This window comes from Enterobacter sp. 04-C-12-SI-ECC (assembly GCF_047530715.1).
In the GTDB taxonomy this organism is placed as follows: domain Bacteria; phylum Pseudomonadota; class Gammaproteobacteria; order Enterobacterales; family Enterobacteriaceae; genus Enterobacter; species Enterobacter bugandensis.
Map to the genome: position 1 here is coordinate 110,524 of NZ_JBLKDI010000008.1, position 17,494 is coordinate 128,017.

A 17,494-nucleotide genomic window follows, 5' to 3' on the forward strand; every position below is an offset into this window, starting at 1 on the left:
TTAAAAAAGCGCCCGCAGGCTGCCAGCCAGCCTGCTGCGCGTGCCAAATAAAACGGAAATAAAGAACAGCGCGCTGGCGGTCAGCACAATAGATGGCCCCGCGGGTAAACTTGCCGCCCAGGAGAGGCTTAGCCCCAGCCACGCGCAGAAAATACCGCTGATACCGGCCATCAGGAGTAATCCGGGTAAGGTGCGTACCCAACAGCGCGCCGCCACCGCCGGGAGCATCATCAGCCCGACGGCCATCAGCGTGCCAAGCACCTGAAAACCGGCCACCAGGTTCAGGACCAGCAGCGCCAGAAACAGACCGTGCAATAAGCCTGGTAGCCAGCGGGCATTCACCTCCAGCCAGGCGGTGTCAAACGCCTCCGTCACCAGCCCGCGGTAAAAAAGAGCCAGCATGATAAGGGTGAAGATGCACACGCCGGTCACAAACAGCGCGGCGTCGTTGTCCACCGCGAGGATTGAGCCAAACAGCAGATGCAGCAGATCGACATTCGAGCCGCGCAGAGATACCAGCGTGACGCCCAGCGCCAGTGATCCCAGGTAAAAACCGGCAAAGCTGGCATCCTCTTTCAGCGGCGTGCGGCGGCTGACCAGCCCGGCCACCAGCGCAACGGCAATCCCGGCGATAAACCCGCCGACGGTCATAGCCAACAGCGACATCCCGCTGAGCAAATACCCCACGGCGACGCCGGGCAAAATGGCGTGAGAAAGCGCATCGCCCATCAGGCTCATCCGGCGCAGCTGAAGAAACACGCCGAGCGCGGTGGTGCTGACGGAGAGCGCCAGGCAAACCACCAGCGCGCGGCGCATAAAGCCGAATTCGATAAACGGCTGGAAGAATGTGTGCCAGATCATGCCACCCTCACCCGTTCGGTTTTCCACTGGGGGGCGTCAGCATCCAGCCGCAGCGTCTGCGGGAAGTGGCGCGCCACGCGCTCGCTGTCGTGCAGTACCGCGAGCAGCGTTTGCCCCTGCATATACATCTCCAGCATCAGATCCATCAGCACGTTGCAGGTCGCTTCATCAACGCCGGTGAAGGGCTCGTCGAGCATCACCAGCGGCGCCTGCTGTACTAACACGCGGGCAAAAAGCATGCGCTGAAACTGGCCGCCGGAGAGTTCATCAATGGTGGAGAGCGCCATTGAGTCAAGCCCCACGCGCTCAAGTGCACCACCAATGCGCAGACGCGCTTCGCGACGAAAACCGGCGAAAAGCGAAATTCCGGGCCAGCAGCCCATGCTCACCACGTCCTGCACGGTCAGCGGAAACTGCGCTTCCAGCGCGTGACGCTGCGCCAGCCATCCGATTACCGGTCGTCTACCCTGCCAGTGAAATCTGCCGCTGACGGGCGGAATAAATCCGGCGAGGGTTTTCAGCAGCGTGGATTTGCCGCAGCCGTTGGCGCCGATAATGGCGGTCATGCTGCCGCGTTCAATCACGCCCGAAAGCGGACGCGTGACGGGCTGGCGGTCGTAGCCCGCAACCAGTGCGTTCATCACGATCATGGCAGCGCCACCGCCCAGCGCACGGCCAGCCCGAGAAACAGAATGAGCACCATCGCCAGCAGCAGCCGAACCGGGGATGAGAGAGAAAACAGGGACATGGATATTTCAACTCAAAATAATGTTATAACATAACAATAATGAAAGGCGATGAAGATGTAAACGGCGGGAATGAAATGGGAGTGTGGCGAAATGTTTCTGCGGGAAAGAGGTGCGCGCGGGTGCCCTCTCCCACAGGGAGAGGGCGGAATAAGGCGAGTTACTGACTAAACGGCGACGCAGCCGGGACGCGAGCCTGCGATACCGCCAGCCCCAGTTGCCACACCGCCATCGCATAGTGGGTGCTATGGTTGTAGCGGGTGATGGTGTAGAAGTTCGGCATGCCGTACCAGTACTGGTAGCCGGTTCCCACGTCCAGACGCAGCAGGCTCACCTGGTCAACATTGCCCAGCGGCTGGGTTGGCGTTAAGCCTGCCGCCGTCAGCTGCGCAACGCTATATTTGGTTTTAAAGCCGTTTTCCAGACCAAACGCTTCACCGTTCGCCTGCACGGCAACCTGGCCGCCCGGCGTCCAGCCGTGTGCTTTAAAGTAGTTCGCCACGCTGCCGATGGCATCCACCGGATCCCACAGGTTAATGTGACCATCCCCGTTAAAGTCGACGGCATACTGCTTATAGGAGGACGGCATAAACTGGCCGTAGCCCATCGCGCCGGCAAATGACCCTTTCAGATCGAGCGGATCGTCCTGCTCGTTGCGCGCCATCAGCAGGAAGGTTTCCAGCTCGGAAGAGAAATACTCCGCGCGGCGCGGGTAGTTAAAGGAGAGCGTCGCCAGCGCATCCAGAATGCGGGTTTTGCCCATCACGCGCCCCCAGCGGGTCTCTACGCCGATAATCCCGACGATGATTTCCGGCGGCACGCCGTAAACCTGCCACGCGCGGTTGAGCGCATCTTCATACTGGTTCCAGAACGCCACGCCGTTTTGCACGTTGTCCGGGGTAATAAACTGTTTGCGGTAGCGCAGCCATGCGCCGTTCGGCCCGCTCGGCACCTGGGCGGATGGTGCCTGCCTGTCCATCAGGCGCAGAACGTAGTCCAGACGCTTCGCCTGAGACAAAATTTCATGCAGCTGCTGGCGGTCGAAACCGTGTTTGCTCACCATTTTATCGATGAACTGCTCGGCCGCCGGGTTATTCGCGAAGTCGCCTCCCATCTGCATCATATTGTGCTGCGGCTCCAGCAGGAATCCCCCGGAAGGCGCGCCCGCCGTTTGCTGAACGGCTTCGGTCTTAGGTTTGCTGCTACAGGCAGACAGCAGGATAAGCGCAGGCAACAGCGCTGCATAACGACGCTTGAACATGAGACATCCATTTAACGGGTTCGATAAGAACCCAGTATGGTAAAGCATCCGCAACACCTCAAGGAAGCGGTACGCGCCTCCACAACGCAAATCCGCGCTTTTTTCCACCGAAAATCATTCACCTCATCAATTAACTTTCAAAATAATACATTTTTCTTTCATTGTGAGATCTAACTAACACTTTAAAACCTTTCAAAGTGATTATTATTAGCCGCAGTTATACAAAAACAAAAAAGCCCCACAGGAGAGAAGAATGATAGAGACCATCACCCACGGCGCCGAGTGGTTCATCGGGCTGTTTCAGAAAGGCGGAGAAGTGTTCACCGGCATGGTGACCGGGATCCTGCCCCTGCTGATCAGCCTGCTGGTGATCATGAACGCGCTGATCAACTTTATCGGCCAGCAGCGCATCGAACGCTTTGCCCAGCGCTGCGCCGGTAACCCGCTGTCCCGCTACCTGATATTGCCATTCATCGGCACCTTTGTTTTCTGTAATCCGATGACCTTAAGCCTCGGCCGCTTTATGCCGGAAAAGTACAAGCCGAGCTACTACGCCGCCGCCTCCTACAGCTGCCACTCGATGAACGGCCTGTTCCCGCACATCAACCCCGGAGAGCTGTTTGTCTACCTCGGGATCGCCAGCGGCCTGACCACCCTTGGTCTGCCGCTCGGCCCGCTGGCGGTGAGCTACCTGCTGGTTGGCCTGGTGACCAACTTCTTTCGCGGCTGGGTGACTGACCTCACCACCGCTATTTTCGAGAAAAAAATGGGCATCCAGCTTGAACAGAAGGTCCATCTTTCAGGAGCGACAGCATGAACCGGATCCGCATTGAGAAAGGCACGGGCGGCTGGGGCGGCCCGCTGGAGTTCGACGCCACCGAAGGCAAAAAGATCGTCTACATCACCGCGGGCACGCGCCCGGCGATTGTCGACAAGCTGCGCGAGCTGACCGGCTGGGAAGCGGTTGACGGCTTTAAAGAGGGCGAGCCGCCGGAAGCGGACATCGGCGTGGCGGTGATTGACTGCGGCGGCACGCTGCGCTGCGGCATCTATCCGAAGCGCCGCATTCCGACGGTGAATATTCACTCCACCGGGAAATCCGGCCCGCTGGCGCAGTACATCCTTGAGGACATTTATGTCTCGGGCGTGAAGGAGGACAACATCACTCTGGTGAATGGCACTGCCGCGCCGCAAAAAGCAGCCCCGCGCGAGTACGACACCAGCAAGAAAATCACCGAGCAGAGCGACGGCCTGCTGGCGAAGGTCGGTATGGGGATGGGCTCCGCCGTGGCGGTGCTGTTCCAGTCCGGGCGCGACACTATCGACACGGTGCTGAAAACGATTCTGCCGTTTATGGCGTTCGTCTCGGCGCTGATCGGCATCATCATGGCGTCCGGTCTGGGCGACTGGATTGCCCACGGCCTCGCCCCGCTCGCCAGCCACCCGCTCGGGCTGGTGACGCTGGCGCTGATCTGCTCCTTCCCGCTGCTGTCGCCGTTCCTCGGCCCGGGCGCGGTGATTGCCCAGGTCATCGGCGTGCTGATAGGGGTGCAGATTGGTCTGGGCAACATTCCCCCGCACCTCGCCCTGCCCGCCCTGTTTGCCATTAACGCCCAGGCGGCGTGCGACTTCATCCCCGTGGGGCTGTCGCTGGCCGAAGCGCGCCAGGACACCGTGCGCGTGGGCGTGCCGTCCGTGCTGGTGAGCCGCTTCCTGACGGGCGCGCCGACGGTGCTGATCGCCTGGTTTGTCTCCGGCTTTATCTATCAATAAGAGGTTCCTGCAATGAACGTCATTTACCAGACCACCATTACCCGCATCGGCCAGAGCGCAGCGGACGCGCTGAGCGACCAGATGCTGATCACCTTCCGCGAAGGCGCTCCGGCGGATATCGAAGAGTTTTGCTTTATCCACTGCCACGGCGAACTGAACGGCGAGCTGAAGGCCGGAAGCCAGCTGGAGCTGGGCGAGGCGCGCTATGCCGTCACCGCCGTCGGCGACGTGGCCGAACAAAACCTGCGCGAGCTCGGCCACATCACTCTGCGCTTCGACGGCCAGCCGCAGGCGGAATACCCCGGTACGGTTCACGTGGATGGCCCGGTTCCGCAGGCTGTCACCCCAGGCTGCACGTTAAAATTTGTTGCGTAATTAAGGAGAGTCACATGAGTCAGGTTGCCGTTGTCATTGGTGGGGGACAAACCTTAGGCGAGTTCCTCTGCCGTGGGCTTGCCGCAGAAGGTTACCGCGTGGCGGTAGTGGACATTCAGAGTGAAAAAGCCGCCCGCGTGGCGGACACCATCAATACCGAGTTTGGTGAAGGGATGGCGTACGGGTTTGGTGCCGACGCCACCAGCGAGCAGAGCGTGATGGCGCTGGCCCGCGGCGTGGACGAGATTTTTGGGCGCACCGACCTGCTGGTCTACAGCGCGGGAATTGCGAAAGCGGCGTTTATCAGCGATTTCGAGCTGGGGGATTTTGACCGTTCGCTGCAGGTGAATCTGGTGGGCTATTTCCTTTGCGCCCGCGAGTTTTCCCGCCTGATGATCCGCGACGGGATTCAGGGGCGCATTATTCAGATCAACTCAAAATCCGGGAAAGTGGGCAGCAAGCACAACTCCGGGTACAGCGCGGCGAAGTTTGGCGGCGTGGGGCTGACGCAGTCCCTGGCATTGGATCTGGCCGAATACGGGATTACCGTGCACTCGCTGATGCTGGGCAACCTGCTGAAATCGCCGATGTTCCAGTCCCTGCTGCCGCAGTACGCCACCAAGCTCGGCATCAAGGCTGAGGAAGTGGAGCAGTACTACATCGATAAAGTGCCGCTGAAGCGCGGGTGTGACTATCAGGACGTGCTGAACATGCTGCTGTTTTACGCCAGTCCGAAAGCGTCGTACTGCACTGGGCAGTCGATTAACGTGACCGGTGGGCAGGTCATGTTCTGATCGAGCGGCCTGATGCCCTCACCCTAACCCTCTCCCACCGGGAGAGGGAACAAAACAAGGAGTCGATATGGTAACCGCACTCATCACCGTCGCCGCCCTCGCCTGGCTGTGCCAGATGGCGTTTGGCGGCTGGCAGATCCACCAGTTTAACCGCGCGTTTGATGCGCTGTGTCAGAAGGGCCGCGTCGGCGTCGGGCGTTCCGGCGGACGCTTTAAACCGCGCGTGGTCGTCGCCGTAGCGCTGGACGAGCACGACCGGGTGTGCGATTCCCTCCTGATGCGTGGCATGACGGTATTTGCCCGTCCGGCCAAAATCCAGGCAATCAACGGCCTCTTGTTACAGGAATTGCAGCCTGATGTGATCTTTCCCCATGATCCACTCTGTCAGAATGCACTATCATTAGCGCTCAATCTGAAACATGGATAATTTCGTTGTGAAAGTTATAGACTTGCGAAATTATCATTTCGCAACCTAAGGAACGAAGCGCCTATGAAACCACGTCAGCGGCAGGCGGCCATTCTCGAGCATCTACAAAAGCAGGGAAAATGCTCGGTAGAGGATCTGGCACACTACTTTGACACCACCGGCACGACAATACGCAAGGACCTGGTATTGCTCGAAAACTCTGGCGCCGTTATTCGCACCTACGGCGGCGTGGTGCTCAACAAGGACGAAGCGGACCCGCCAATCGATCACAAAACGCTGATCAATACCCACCAGAAAGCGCTGATTGCCGAAGCCGCCGTGAAATTTATCCAGGACGGCGATTCCATCATCCTCGACGCAGGCAGTACCGTCCTGCAGATGATCCCCCTGCTCAGCCGCTTTAACAACATCACGGTGATGACCAACAGCCTGCACATCGTCAACGCGCTGTCGGAGTTCGACAGCGAGCAGACCATCCTGATGCCCGGCGGCACCTTCCGCAAAAAATCGGCGTCCTTTCACGGCCAGCTGGCGGAGAACGCTTTCGACCACTTCAGCTTCGATAAACTGTTTATGGGCACCGACGGCATCGACCTTAACGCAGGCGTCACGACGTTTAACGAGGTGTTCAGCGTCAGTAAAGCCATGTGCAACGCCGCGCGGGAAGTGATTTTAATGGCCGACTCGTCGAAGTTTGGCCGCAAAAGCCCCAATATTGTCTGTAGCCTCGAAAGCGTTGATAAGCTGATTACTGACGCGGGTATCGATCCGGCGTTCAAAAAAGCGCTGGAAGAGAAAGGGATCGACGTGATCGTAACCGGAGAAAGAGATGAGTGATTTTCTGTTAGAAACGGGCCGCCAGACGCTGATGCTGGAGCTGCAGGAAGCCAGCCGCCTGCCGGAACGTCTGGGCGAGGATTTTGTCCGCGCCGCCAACACCATTATCCACTGCGAAGGCAAAGTGATTGTGGCGGGCATCGGTAAATCCGGCCATATCGGCAAGAAGATTGCCGCGACGCTCGCCAGCACCGGAACCCCGGCGTTCTTCGTGCATCCGGCAGAGGCGCTGCACGGCGATCTCGGGATGATCGAAAGCCGCGACGTGATGCTGTTTATCTCTTACTCCGGTTCGGCCAAAGAGCTGGATCTGATTATTCCGCGCCTGCAGGAAAAATCTGTCGCCCTGCTGGCGATGACCGGGAAACTTCACTCGCCGCTGGCGCTGGCCGCTAAGGCGACGCTGGATATTTCCGTTGAGCGTGAAGCCTGCCCGATGCACCTCGCCCCGACCTCCAGCACCGTTAACACCCTGATGATGGGCGACGCGCTGGCGATGGCGGTAATGCAGGCGCGCGGATTCAATGAGGAAGATTTTGCCCGTTCGCATCCGGCAGGTGCGCTCGGCGCGCGACTGCTCAATAAGGTTCACCATCTGATGCGCACTGACGATGCCATTCCGCAGGTCAAACTCGATACCAGCGTGATGGACGCGATGCTGGAGCTGAGCCGCACCGGTCTGGGGCTGGTGGCGGTATGCGATGACGGCGGAAACGTGAAGGGCGTGTTCACCGACGGCGACCTGCGCCGCTGGCTGGTGGGCGGCGGCAGGCTGGAAACAAACGTGTCTGACGCCATGACCAAAGGCGGGCTGACGCTCAACGCCGACAGCCGAGCCATTGAAGCCAAAGAGGTGCTGATGAAGCGCAAAATCACCGCCGCACCGGTGGTGGACGAGCACGGCAGGCTGTGCGGCGCTATCAACCTGCAGGACTTCTACCAGGCCGGGATTATTTAACCCTTTAGCCCAAGACGCTTCGCCAGCCGGTGCAGGTTGGCGACGTCCATCTCCAGCGCCCGCGCGCACGCCGCCCAGCTGCGGTTATTCTGCTCCAGCGCGCGGGTAATCATCTGACGCTGAAACTCTTCCGTCGCTTCGCGCAGGTTTTCGATTGCGATCTCAGGCACAGCAGGCTTCACGGTCGGAGCATTTTCCTCATGCAGCGCAAAATGGCGCGCATGAATCACCACTTCATCCCCCGAGCGCGTCGCCCTCGCCAGCACCACCGCGCGGTGAATCGCATGCTCCAGCTCGCGCACGTTGCCCGGCCAGCCGTAGCTGAGCAGATGCGCTCTCGCCCCCGGGCTAAGCACCACGCGGGACAGCCCCATTTTGAGACGGCACTGTTCGCAGAAATAACCCGCCAGCAGCACCACGTCGTCTCCGCGCTCACGCAGCGGCGGCACGGACAGCGGGAACACGCTCAGGCGATGGAACAGGTCGGCGCGGAACTGCCCGGCCAGCACCGCTTCGCGCAGATCCCGGTTGGTCGCAGCAAGGACCCGCACGTCCACCCGCAGGCTGCGGTCATCCCCCACGCGCTGGATGTCGCCGTACTGCAATACGCGCAGCAGCTTGGCCTGAAGTGAAAGGGAAAGCTCGCCAATCTCATCAAGAAACAGCGTGCCGTTATCGGCCATTTCAAACTTGCCGCTGCGGTTGCTGATGGCCCCGGTAAACGCCCCTTTGACGTGACCGAACAGCTCGCTCTCCGCCACGCTTTCCGGCAGCGCGGCGCAGTTGAGGTACACCAGCGGGTTGACCGCGCGCGGCGAAGCTTCGTGGATGGACTTCGCCACCAGCTCCTTACCGGTACCGGTCTCTCCGAAGATCAGCACGTTCAGATCGGACGCGGCAACAATCTCAATCTCTTTTTTGAGCTGCGCCATGCCGGGCGAAAGGCCGATCATCTCCGTATGCGCCACCTGCTCAAACGCCGCCGGGCTGCCGGGAAGAATATTCTGGCTCTCCAGCTGCTCTATCAGCAACGCATTATTCAGCGCTCCGGCGGCCAGCGCCGCAATCAGGCGCAGCTCTTCGTCGCTGAAGGTGTCGAACTGATCCGGCGACATGCCGTCGAGGGTTAATGCGCCAATCAGATTCTGCCCGGCGAACAGCGGCAGGCCAATACAGGCGTGCACCTTCAGGCTCTCCTGCCCCGGAATCAGGCCGTCGTACGGATCGGGCAGATCGCTGTCTGCCGGGAAACGCACCACGTCGCCCGCGCGGGCGATGGTTTCCAGACGCGGGTGACCCTCCAGCGTAAAGCGCCGCCCGAGTACGTCCTTCGCCAGGCCGTCGATAGCCAGCGGAATAAACTGCCGCCCTTCGTAACGCAGCAGCGCCGACGCATCACAATCCAGCACGTGGCGCAGCGTGGAGATCAGGCGCTGAAAGCGGTCCTGATGGCCGATACCGGTTTGCAGCTCAATGGCGATCTTCGCCAGGACGTCTACGGAAAAGCTCATGCCTGCCTCACTGTCATTTTGACAATGCATAATGTCATATTGACTCTTTTTAGGATAGTCATAATGACTACTCATTATGGGGCATTAAATCACAACTTATTGAATATTAATGATTTAAAAAGTTGGCACGCAACTTGATATAAGCAAACCATCTTATTTGAAAACGCTGTATTAAGTTGAGGTTGCTATGTCTATTCTGGTTAAAAATAACATTCATTGGGTAGGTCAACGTGACTGGGAAGTGCGCGATTTCCACGGGACGGAATACAAAACGCTGCGCGGCAGCAGCTACAACAGCTATCTCATCCGCGAAGGTAAAAACGTCCTGATCGATACCGTCGATCACAAATTCAGCCGTGAGTTCGTGCAGAACCTGCGCGGTGAAATCAACCTGAATGACATCGACTACATCATCATCAACCATGCGGAAGAGGACCACGCCGGGGCGCTGACCGAGCTGATGTCCCACATTCCGGATACCCCAATCTACTGCACCACCAACGCCATTGATTCAATTAACGGCCACCACCACCATCCGGAGTGGAACTTCCACACCGTAAAAACCGGCGACACGCTGGATATCGGCAACGGCAAGCAGCTGATCTTCGTCGAAACCCCGATGCTGCACTGGCCGGACAGCATGATGACCTACATGACCGGCGACGCGGTGCTGTTCAGCAACGACGCCTTCGGCCAGCACTACTGCGACGAACGCCTGTTCAATGACGAAGTGGATCAGACCGAGCTGTTCGAACAGTGCCAGCGCTACTACGCCAATATCCTGACCCCGTTCAGCCGTCTGGTGCCCCCTAAAATTACCGAGATCCTCGGCTTCAACCTGCCGGTGGACATGATTGCGACCTCCCACGGCGTGGTGTGGCGTGAAAACCCCACCCAGATCGTCGAGCTGTACCTGAAGTGGGCCGCGGATTACCAGGAAGACCGCATCACTATCTTCTACGACACCATGTCCAACAACACCCGCATGATGGCGGACGCGATTGCCCAGGGGATCAATGAAGTTGACCCGAACGTGGCGGTGAAAATCTTCAACGTGGCGCGCAGCGATAAGAACGAGGTATTGACCAACGTCTTCCGCTCCAAAGGCGTGCTGGTGGGTACCTCCACCATGAATAACGTGATGATGCCGAAGATTGCCGGCCTGGTGGAAGAGATGACCGGCCTGCGCTTTCGTAACAAACGCGCCAGCGCCTTTGGCTCTCACGGCTGGAGCGGCGGCGCGGTAGACCGTCTTTCTACCCGTTTACAGGATGCGGGTTTTGAGATGTCCATGAGCCTGAAGGCGAAATGGCGTCCGGATATCGACGCGCTGGAAATCTGCCGCCAGCATGGCCGCGACATCGCCCGTCAGTGGGCGCTCGCCCCGCTTCCTGAAGTCACCGCAAAACCTGCGGAACAGCCACAAACCTGTTCTGCGGCAGCCAGCGCCGATCTCGGTCCGCGCATGCAGTGCAGCGTCTGCCAGTGGATCTACGATCCTGAGCTGGGCGAACCGCTGCAGGATGTTGCCCCGGGCACGCCGTGGAGCGAGGTGCCGGACAACTTCCTCTGCCCGGAATGCTCCCTCGGTAAAGACGTGTTTGATGAACTGGCAACGGAGGCAAAATGAGCAACGGCATCGTTATCATCGGCTCGGGCTTTGCTGCCCGCCAGCTGGTGAAAAATATCCGCAAACAGGATGCAAACGTGCCGTTGACGCTGATCGCCGCCGACAGCATGGACGAGTACAACAAGCCTGATTTAAGCCACGTCATTAGCCAGAATCAGCGCGCCGATGACCTCACCCGCCAGACGGCGGGGGAGTTTGCGGAGCAGTTCAACCTGCGTCTGTTTCCGTACACCTGGGTCACCGATATCGATGCCGACGCCCACGTGGTAAAAGCGAAAGAGAAAACCTGGCAGTACGACAGGCTGGTGCTGGCGACCGGGGCATCTGCGTTTGTGCCGCCGGTTGAAGGCCGCGAGCTGATGATTACCCTCAACAGCCAGCAGGAGTATCAGGCCAGCGAAACCCTGTTACGCGATGCGCAACGGGTGATGATTGTCGGCGGCGGGCTGATCGGCACCGAGCTGGCGATGGACTTCTGTCGGGCGGGAAAATCCGTGACCCTGGTTGACCACGCGGCGAGCATTCTGTCGGCGCTGATGCCCGCAGAAGTAAGCAGTCGCTTACAGCATCGTCTGACCGATATGGGCGTGCATCTGATGTTGAAATCGCAGCTACAAAGCCTGAGCAAAACCGAAGGCGGTATCCGTGCCACGCTCGACCGAAGCCGCAGCGTAGAAGTGGATGCGGTGGTTGCCGCGACGGGCCTGCGCCCGGAAACCGCGCTGGCGCATCGCGCAGGGGCTGAAATAAACCGCGGCGTGAAGGTAAATAGCTACCTGCAAACCACGCGGCCGGATATTTATGCCCTGGGCGACTGCGCGGAAATTAACGGCCAGGTGCTGCCCTTCCTGCAGCCGATTCAGTTAAGCGCCATGTATCTGGCAAAAAACCTGCTCGGCGGCAGCGCGCCGCTGAAATTACCCGCCATGCTGGTAAAGGTCAAAACGCCGGAATTGCCGCTGCATCTTGCAGGTGAAACGCAGCGTCAGGATCTGAACTGGCAAATTACCCTCGAACCGCAGGGAATGGTCGCGCGCGGCGCGGACAACGAGGGTCAGATACGCGCCTTTGTCGTCAGCGAAGACCGGATGAAGGAGGCCTTCGCCCTGCTGAAATCGCTACCTGCTTAACCCTCGTATTGCCGGGTAGCGCTCCGCTTACCCGGCCTACATGCAGACCCGCGCAAGCGTAGCGCCGCCGGGTAAAACAGGGTGGGGAGTTCAGGAACGCACCACCAGCGCGTCGTAGCCGCGCCAGCGATAGTTGGCCATGGAGATGAGCCAGCAGGCAACGAACAGCCCGACAACCACAAACCCGGCGTTGCCCAGGTTGTCATTTACCGCGCCGATCAGATCCCAGATGCCGCCGCTGAGGGCAAATTTATCCATCAGCAGGCCCAGCGCTTCCAGCCCGCCGATAAACAGCGCCACCACCACGGAGGTGCCGGTGATGGTCATGTTGTAGTAGAGCTTGCGCTGCGGTTTATCAAACGCCCAGCCGTAGGCACCGACCATCAGCAGGTTATCGAGCGTATCCACCAGCGCCATGCCGCTGGCGAAGAGCGCCGGGAAGATCATGATTGACCACACGGACATCCCGCTGGAGGCGCTGGCGGCGGAGATCCCCAGCACGCCAATTTCGGTGGCCGTGTCGAAGCCGAGGCCAAACAGGAAACCCACCAGATACATCTGCCAGCTTTTATTGACGAGGCGGAAGGTTTTACCGAACAGCCAGTTCATAACGCCCCCCTGGGCAGGCAGCGTGACGTCACCCTGCACCGTCTGGCCCTTTTTCAGCGCCTGGAAACTGCGCCAGACGCCGCGCAGGATCACCATATTCACCAGCGCCATCGCCAGCAGGAAGGTGGCGGATACCGCAGTGCCAATCAGGCTGCCGGTTTCGTGGAACCATTCCATGTTTTTCTGAAACGCCGTGGCGGTGGCGGCGATGGCAATGGAGGCCAGCACCACGATGGTGGAGTGCCCCAGCGAGAACCACGCCCCCACCCCGCACGGGCGTTTGCCTTGCTGCATCATCTTACGCGTCACGGTATCAATGGCCGCGATATGGTCGGCATCCACCGCATGGCGCAGCCCGTAGCACCACGCCAGCAGGCTGGCGGCCATCAGCGCCGTGCTGCCGCTAAAAGAGTGCCATGCCCATCCCCAGGCCAGCAGGTTTGCCATTACCAGAGCCAGCAGCAGAAGCGCGGCGCGAGGTTCGTTGCGTAACAGTCGTAACATTTTAAATCCTTTTTGAACATGACCGGGCAGCGGCAATCACCGCCTGCCCGAAGGAGATCGCTCCGTCACCTGCGGGCAGGCGCGAAGGAAAAAGAAGCGTAAAGTCAGAAAGATAATGACGCAGGCGCGCGCGCAGCAGGCGGTTGTGCAACACACCGCCGCTGAAGCAGATTGTCGAAATCGATAAGCGTCGGGCATGGCGCGCGGCGAGCTGAGCCAGCCCTTTTGCCAGCGCGTCGTGAAACGCCCACGCGCGCTCGCAGGGCTCCGCCTGCCAGTTCAGCCACTGCTGCCAGAACAGCGCAAGGTTATTTGCTTCCACAATCACCGGATGGTCAACGCCCGCGCACTGCGATGCCAGCGCCTCCAGCCTGCACGCTGCCTCGCCTTCGTAGCGCTGCGCGTCAATGCCCAGCGCGCAGGCGACCGCGTCAAACAAACGACCGCAGGACGACGCCTGCGGCGCGTTGATGCCACGCTGGATCGCCGTTGCCAGCAGCGGCCAGCTGTGGCGCTGAACCGCTCGCGTTTCCGGGTAGCGTTGCCAGTCCGGGACAAACGCCAGGCAGTGGGCGAGCAGATTACGCCACGGCTGCTTTGCCGCCAGATCGCCGCCCGGCAGCGCCACGGCAGGCAGGCCGCCGAGCCGTTCGCAGTCGAGATAGTTCACCCGCAGGCACTCTCCGCCCCACAGCGCGCCGTTCTCGCCCATGCCGATCCCGTCCAGCGTCAGAGCGATAGCGTCTCCGCCGCCGAGCGGCCAGCCGTTCTCCGCCAGGCACGCCGCCGCGTGAGCGTGATGATGCAGCACGGTTTCGACGAGCAGCGCCTGCTCCTGCGCCCACCGGTGCGCGCGATACCCCGGATGGGCATCGCACACCAGCTTATCAGGCTGGAAAGCGTAGATGTCCTGCATCGTCGAGAGCGCGCTGCGCCACTGCGCCTCTACGCCCTCGTCGCTCAGATCGCCAAAGTGCTGGCTCAGCACCGCCTGGTTGCCGCGCACCAGGCAGAAGGTGTTTTTCATCTCTGCACCGGTGCACAGCATGGCGGGGATATTCTCAAAACCCGCGGGCAACGTGACGGCATCGGGCACAAAACCCCGGGCACGACGCAGGATAGCGCCATCCCGATCCATCACCGAATCATCCATGCGCTGCAGGATGTCGCGGTTGTGCAGCAGGAAGCCGTCCGCGATGCCGCTGAGATCCTCCAGCGCCTGCGCGTTGGTGACGGCAGGCGGCCTGCCACTGAGGTTGCCGGAGGTCATCACCAGCGGGCGCCGGCAGTCCATCAGCAAAAGATGCTGGAGCGGGTTCGCGGGCAGCATCACGCCTACGCAGTCGAGCCCTGGGGCAATTTCCTCGGGAAACGCGGGAAGCGAAGCTTTCGGCGTCAGCACGATCGGTGCCGCGGGCGAGCGTAACAGCGTCTGTATCGTCTCCGGCAGATCGTCCGCATCCGGTAGCATCACCGCCAGCGGCTTCGTCGGGCGCTGCTTGCGTGCCCGCAGCGTCGCTACTGCCTGCGGGTTAAGCGCGTCGCAGACCAGATGAAATCCCCCCAGCCCTTTAACCGCCACGATCCCGCCGTTTTTCAACCTCTTCACCGCCTCGTTTAAGGCCGATTCGCGAGTGGCAATAGTGTCTCCGGCTCGCCATTCCAGCTGCGGCCCGCAGTCCGGGCAGGCCACCGGCTGGGCGTGGAAGCGGCGGTCGGCCGGGTTGCGGTACTCGGTTTCGCACGGCGCGCAGAGCGGGAATGCGGCCATCGACGTGGCCGGACGGTCGTACGGCATGGCGCGGATAATGGTAAACCGCGGCCCGCAGTGGGTGCAGTTGATAAACGGGTAACGATAGCGGCGCTCGCGGGGATCGCGCATTTCAGCCAGACACGCCGGGCAGGTGGCGGCATCCGGTACGATTTGCGTATCCATCGCCCCGCGATCGCTGTGGCGGATGGTAAAGTCCTCAGGCATGTCCGCCCAGGTGAACGGCTGCGTTTCAACGCGATCGATGCGCGCCAGCGGTGGGCAGTCCTGATGCAGCCTCGCGGTAAAGTCCCCCCCATTACCCGCGAGACGCACCAGGACACCCTCTCCGTCGTTGCAGACATCGCCCACAAGCTTCAGCCGGTGCGCCAGCTGCCAGACGAAGGGCCGAAACCCCACGCCCTGCACTTTGCCGCGCACCCGAAGCTGTACGCCGTTAACGCTCATCGCAGCTTAAAACAGCAGCGATGACGAGGTGTCGAACGCCGCGCGACGGCGTTTTTCTGCGCTCATCTGCTCAAGCTTGTCACGATCCACGCAGACCAGCGCGTGCGTCGGGCAGGCCTCCATACAGGCCGGGCCGGCTTCGCGGTGATAGCAAAGATCGCATTTATTGGCTTCGGCTTTCTCTGCCCGCACGCTCAGCCCCATGCCGCTGTTGCGCACCACCGGGCGGACAACCACCTCCATCGCGCCATACGGACAGGCCACAACGCAGGTTTTGCAGCCAATGCAGCGCTCCTGCATCACGTGCACAAAGCCCTTCTCGCGCTTAATCGCCCCGTTCGGGCAGACGTTCGCGCACGGCGCATCTTCGCACTGGCGACAGATGGCGGCGGTGGAAATATTCACACCTTTAATGACGTGAATGCGCGGCAGGAAGGTATCGGGAGTGAGAGAGGCGCAATCCTGCTCCACCTGGTGGGAAACCACGCACGCCACTTCACAGGTACGGCAACCAATGCACTTGCTGGCATCGGCCATAATAAAACGGTTCATTTGCTTCTCCGGCATAACTGTTATGCGCGAAGCTATTCATAAACCGTGCCAATATTTAACCCACTGATTTTTAACAATAATAAAAACGAAGCGTTTCTGTCATCGTCATTAATGACGATGACAGATGTCGACGTCAGCGGTGCGGGCCATCGGTAACGGAGTCGCGCAGGACAAGCTCGCCAGAAAAGGTTTGCTGATATTTGAACTCTCCGCCGTCGAGCATGAAAATCAGGCGACTGACGATCTCCTGGATCATCGCCGTCACCGGAATACGCACGCTGGAGAGCGACGGCACGATGTAGGGCGCAATCGCCACGTCGTCAAAGCCGATGACGGACACCGCGTCCGGCGTGGCGACCCCGCTGTCGTGCAGCTGCTTGATGGCGCCGATCGCCATATCGTCGTTGCTCGCCACCAGCGCGGTAAACGGTTCGCCGCGGGAGAGGAGTTGAGTGACCGCCGCCGCGCCGCTGGCCGGGTTCCACTTCCCTTCGGCGATAAGCGCGTCACGCGCTGCAATACCGTGCTGCGCCAGCGCATCCCTGTAACCGGAAAGACGCTCAACCCCGGTGGGGGAATCCAGCGAACCGGTGATAAAGGCAATCTCCCGGTGCCCTTTCGCAATCAACTGCGACACCGCGTCCTGACACGAGGCTTTATGATCGGACCAGACGCTGTGGCTGCTGTTTTTCCGCAGGCGGCGGTTAAGCACCATAATCGGCTGCTCGCATTTCTCGACGAGCTCGTCCAGCTCTTCCACGCTCAGAAAACGCGGGTAGATAATTACCGCATCGCAGCGCATATCCAGCAGATACTGGATCGCCTCGCGCTCTTCTTCGGCGCTGTGCTTACCGTCGGCGAGGATCAGCTGCCGCCCTTTTTCTTCCGTCATCCGCGCGGCGTTAAACAGCAGCTCGCTAAAGTAGACGCCGTGATACAGGGTGTTGGTCACTACCAGCCCAAGCGTCTGGGTGCGTTTGGTCGCCAGATTTCGCGCCAGCAAGTTCGGGCGATAGCCGCTCTCTTCAATGGCCTGAAAAACCCGGTCTTTGGTCTCCTGACTAACGTAGCCGTTGCCCGACAACACCCGGGAGACCGTCGCTTTCGATACGCCTGCCCGCTTCGCCACTTCCAGCATCGTGGTCATATTGTTCTTCCATCCGAAACTCATGCGGGCAGTGTACTGCACCGCGAAAAAATTGTCGCAGCGACGACGTCACGCTTTCTACACCCCACTGCGATCTTCATCACGAAAAGAAAAAATGTCCAAAAAGCGGTCTTGTTTCAACAAAAGAAACTCATGATGAT

Annotated in this window: 17 protein-coding genes; 9 read left to right on the plus strand and 8 right to left on the minus strand. The window is 60.0% G+C overall.

The features are described from left to right. The 3 genes from ACMWL8_RS13140 to mltB form a co-directional block, all read right to left on the minus strand. Positions 1-861 carry a metal ABC transporter permease gene (locus tag ACMWL8_RS13140; protein WP_045261266.1) on the minus strand — a complete coding sequence of 287 codons (861 nt, stop codon included), beginning with the start codon at positions 859-861 and terminating at the stop codon, positions 1-3. Beyond that, positions 858-1,511, minus strand: a complete 654-nt coding sequence (locus ACMWL8_RS13145) for a metal ABC transporter ATP-binding protein (RefSeq protein WP_045261265.1) — start codon at positions 1,509-1,511, stop codon at positions 858-860. Before ACMWL8_RS13145 ends, ACMWL8_RS13140 begins: the two co-directional genes overlap by 4 nt. A 256-nt stretch (positions 1,512-1,767) precedes the next feature. Next, the gene (gene mltB / locus ACMWL8_RS13150) at positions 1,768-2,868 is read right to left on the minus strand and encodes a lytic murein transglycosylase B (RefSeq protein ID WP_168733281.1); all 1,101 of its coding nucleotides are present in this window, start codon (positions 2,866-2,868) and stop codon (positions 1,768-1,770) included. 253 nt (positions 2,869-3,121) lie between these two features. On the opposite strand from mltB, the gene srlA reads away from it, so the two are divergent. From srlA to gutQ, 7 genes are all read left to right on the plus strand, one after another. Beyond that, positions 3,122-3,685: a PTS glucitol/sorbitol transporter subunit IIC gene (gene srlA / locus ACMWL8_RS13155; RefSeq protein WP_003862164.1), complete on the plus strand. Its 564-nt coding sequence runs from the start codon at positions 3,122-3,124 to the stop codon at positions 3,683-3,685. Beyond that, positions 3,682-4,641, plus strand: a complete 960-nt coding sequence (locus tag ACMWL8_RS13160; RefSeq protein WP_045261264.1) for a PTS glucitol/sorbitol transporter subunit IIB — start codon at positions 3,682-3,684, stop codon at positions 4,639-4,641. Before srlA ends, ACMWL8_RS13160 begins: the two co-directional genes overlap by 4 nt. 12 nt (positions 4,642-4,653) lie before the next feature. Next, positions 4,654-5,016, plus strand: a complete 363-nt coding sequence (srlB, locus tag ACMWL8_RS13165; protein WP_045261263.1) for a PTS glucitol/sorbitol transporter subunit IIA — start codon at positions 4,654-4,656, stop codon at positions 5,014-5,016. 14 nt (positions 5,017-5,030) lie between these two features. After that, entirely contained in the window at positions 5,031-5,810 is a 780-nt protein-coding gene (srlD, locus tag ACMWL8_RS13170) for a sorbitol-6-phosphate dehydrogenase (RefSeq protein WP_023294411.1), read from the plus strand. Between the two features lie 67 nt (positions 5,811-5,877). After that, on the plus strand, positions 5,878-6,237 hold the full coding sequence (gutM, locus tag ACMWL8_RS13175) for a transcriptional regulator GutM (RefSeq protein WP_028014197.1): 360 nt from the start codon (positions 5,878-5,880) through the stop codon (positions 6,235-6,237). 63 nt (positions 6,238-6,300) lie between these two features. Then, positions 6,301-7,074 (plus strand): glucitol operon DNA-binding transcriptional repressor SrlR, encoded by a 774-nt coding sequence (gene srlR / locus ACMWL8_RS13180; RefSeq protein ID WP_010434430.1) that lies wholly within the window; start codon positions 6,301-6,303, stop codon positions 7,072-7,074. Further along, entirely contained in the window at positions 7,067-8,032 is a 966-nt protein-coding gene (gene gutQ, locus ACMWL8_RS13185) for an arabinose-5-phosphate isomerase GutQ (RefSeq protein WP_028014199.1), read from the plus strand. Before srlR ends, gutQ begins: the two co-directional genes overlap by 8 nt. Here the strand turns inward: gutQ and norR are convergent. Further along, positions 8,029-9,543, minus strand: a complete 1,515-nt coding sequence (gene norR, locus ACMWL8_RS13190; protein ID WP_045261262.1) for a nitric oxide reductase transcriptional regulator NorR — start codon at positions 9,541-9,543, stop codon at positions 8,029-8,031. The genes gutQ and norR overlap by 4 nt on opposite strands. A 187-nt stretch (positions 9,544-9,730) precedes the next feature. Here norR and norV point away from each other — a divergent pair, with 187 nt between their 5' ends. Both norV and norW read left to right on the plus strand, forming a co-directional pair. Continuing rightward, complete coding sequence (gene norV, locus ACMWL8_RS13195; protein ID WP_045261261.1) at positions 9,731-11,173, plus strand: anaerobic nitric oxide reductase flavorubredoxin; 1,443 nt, start codon at positions 9,731-9,733, stop codon at positions 11,171-11,173. Continuing rightward, positions 11,170-12,303 carry an NADH:flavorubredoxin reductase NorW gene (gene norW, locus ACMWL8_RS13200; protein ID WP_045261260.1) on the plus strand — a complete coding sequence of 378 codons (1,134 nt, stop codon included), beginning with the start codon at positions 11,170-11,172 and terminating at the stop codon, positions 12,301-12,303. Before norV ends, norW begins: the two co-directional genes overlap by 4 nt. Before the next feature lie 90 nt (positions 12,304-12,393). Here the strand turns inward: norW and ACMWL8_RS13205 are convergent, their stop codons facing one another. The 4 genes from ACMWL8_RS13205 to ACMWL8_RS13220 form a co-directional block, all read right to left on the minus strand. After that, complete coding sequence (locus ACMWL8_RS13205) at positions 12,394-13,416, minus strand: HoxN/HupN/NixA family nickel/cobalt transporter (protein ID WP_045261259.1); 1,023 nt, start codon at positions 13,414-13,416, stop codon at positions 12,394-12,396. Position 13,417: 1 nt separating this feature from the next. Next, positions 13,418-15,634 (minus strand): carbamoyltransferase HypF, encoded by a 2,217-nt coding sequence (hypF, locus tag ACMWL8_RS13210; RefSeq protein ID WP_045261258.1) that lies wholly within the window; start codon positions 15,632-15,634, stop codon positions 13,418-13,420. 6 nt (positions 15,635-15,640) lie between these two features. Next, positions 15,641-16,186 (minus strand): electron transport protein HydN, encoded by a 546-nt coding sequence (gene hydN / locus ACMWL8_RS13215; RefSeq protein ID WP_045261257.1) that lies wholly within the window; start codon positions 16,184-16,186, stop codon positions 15,641-15,643. Between the two features lie 133 nt (positions 16,187-16,319). Further along, positions 16,320-17,333 carry a LacI family DNA-binding transcriptional regulator gene (locus ACMWL8_RS13220; RefSeq protein WP_032644912.1) on the minus strand — a complete coding sequence of 338 codons (1,014 nt, stop codon included), beginning with the start codon at positions 17,331-17,333 and terminating at the stop codon, positions 16,320-16,322. Positions 17,334-17,494: the final 161 nt, after the last annotated feature.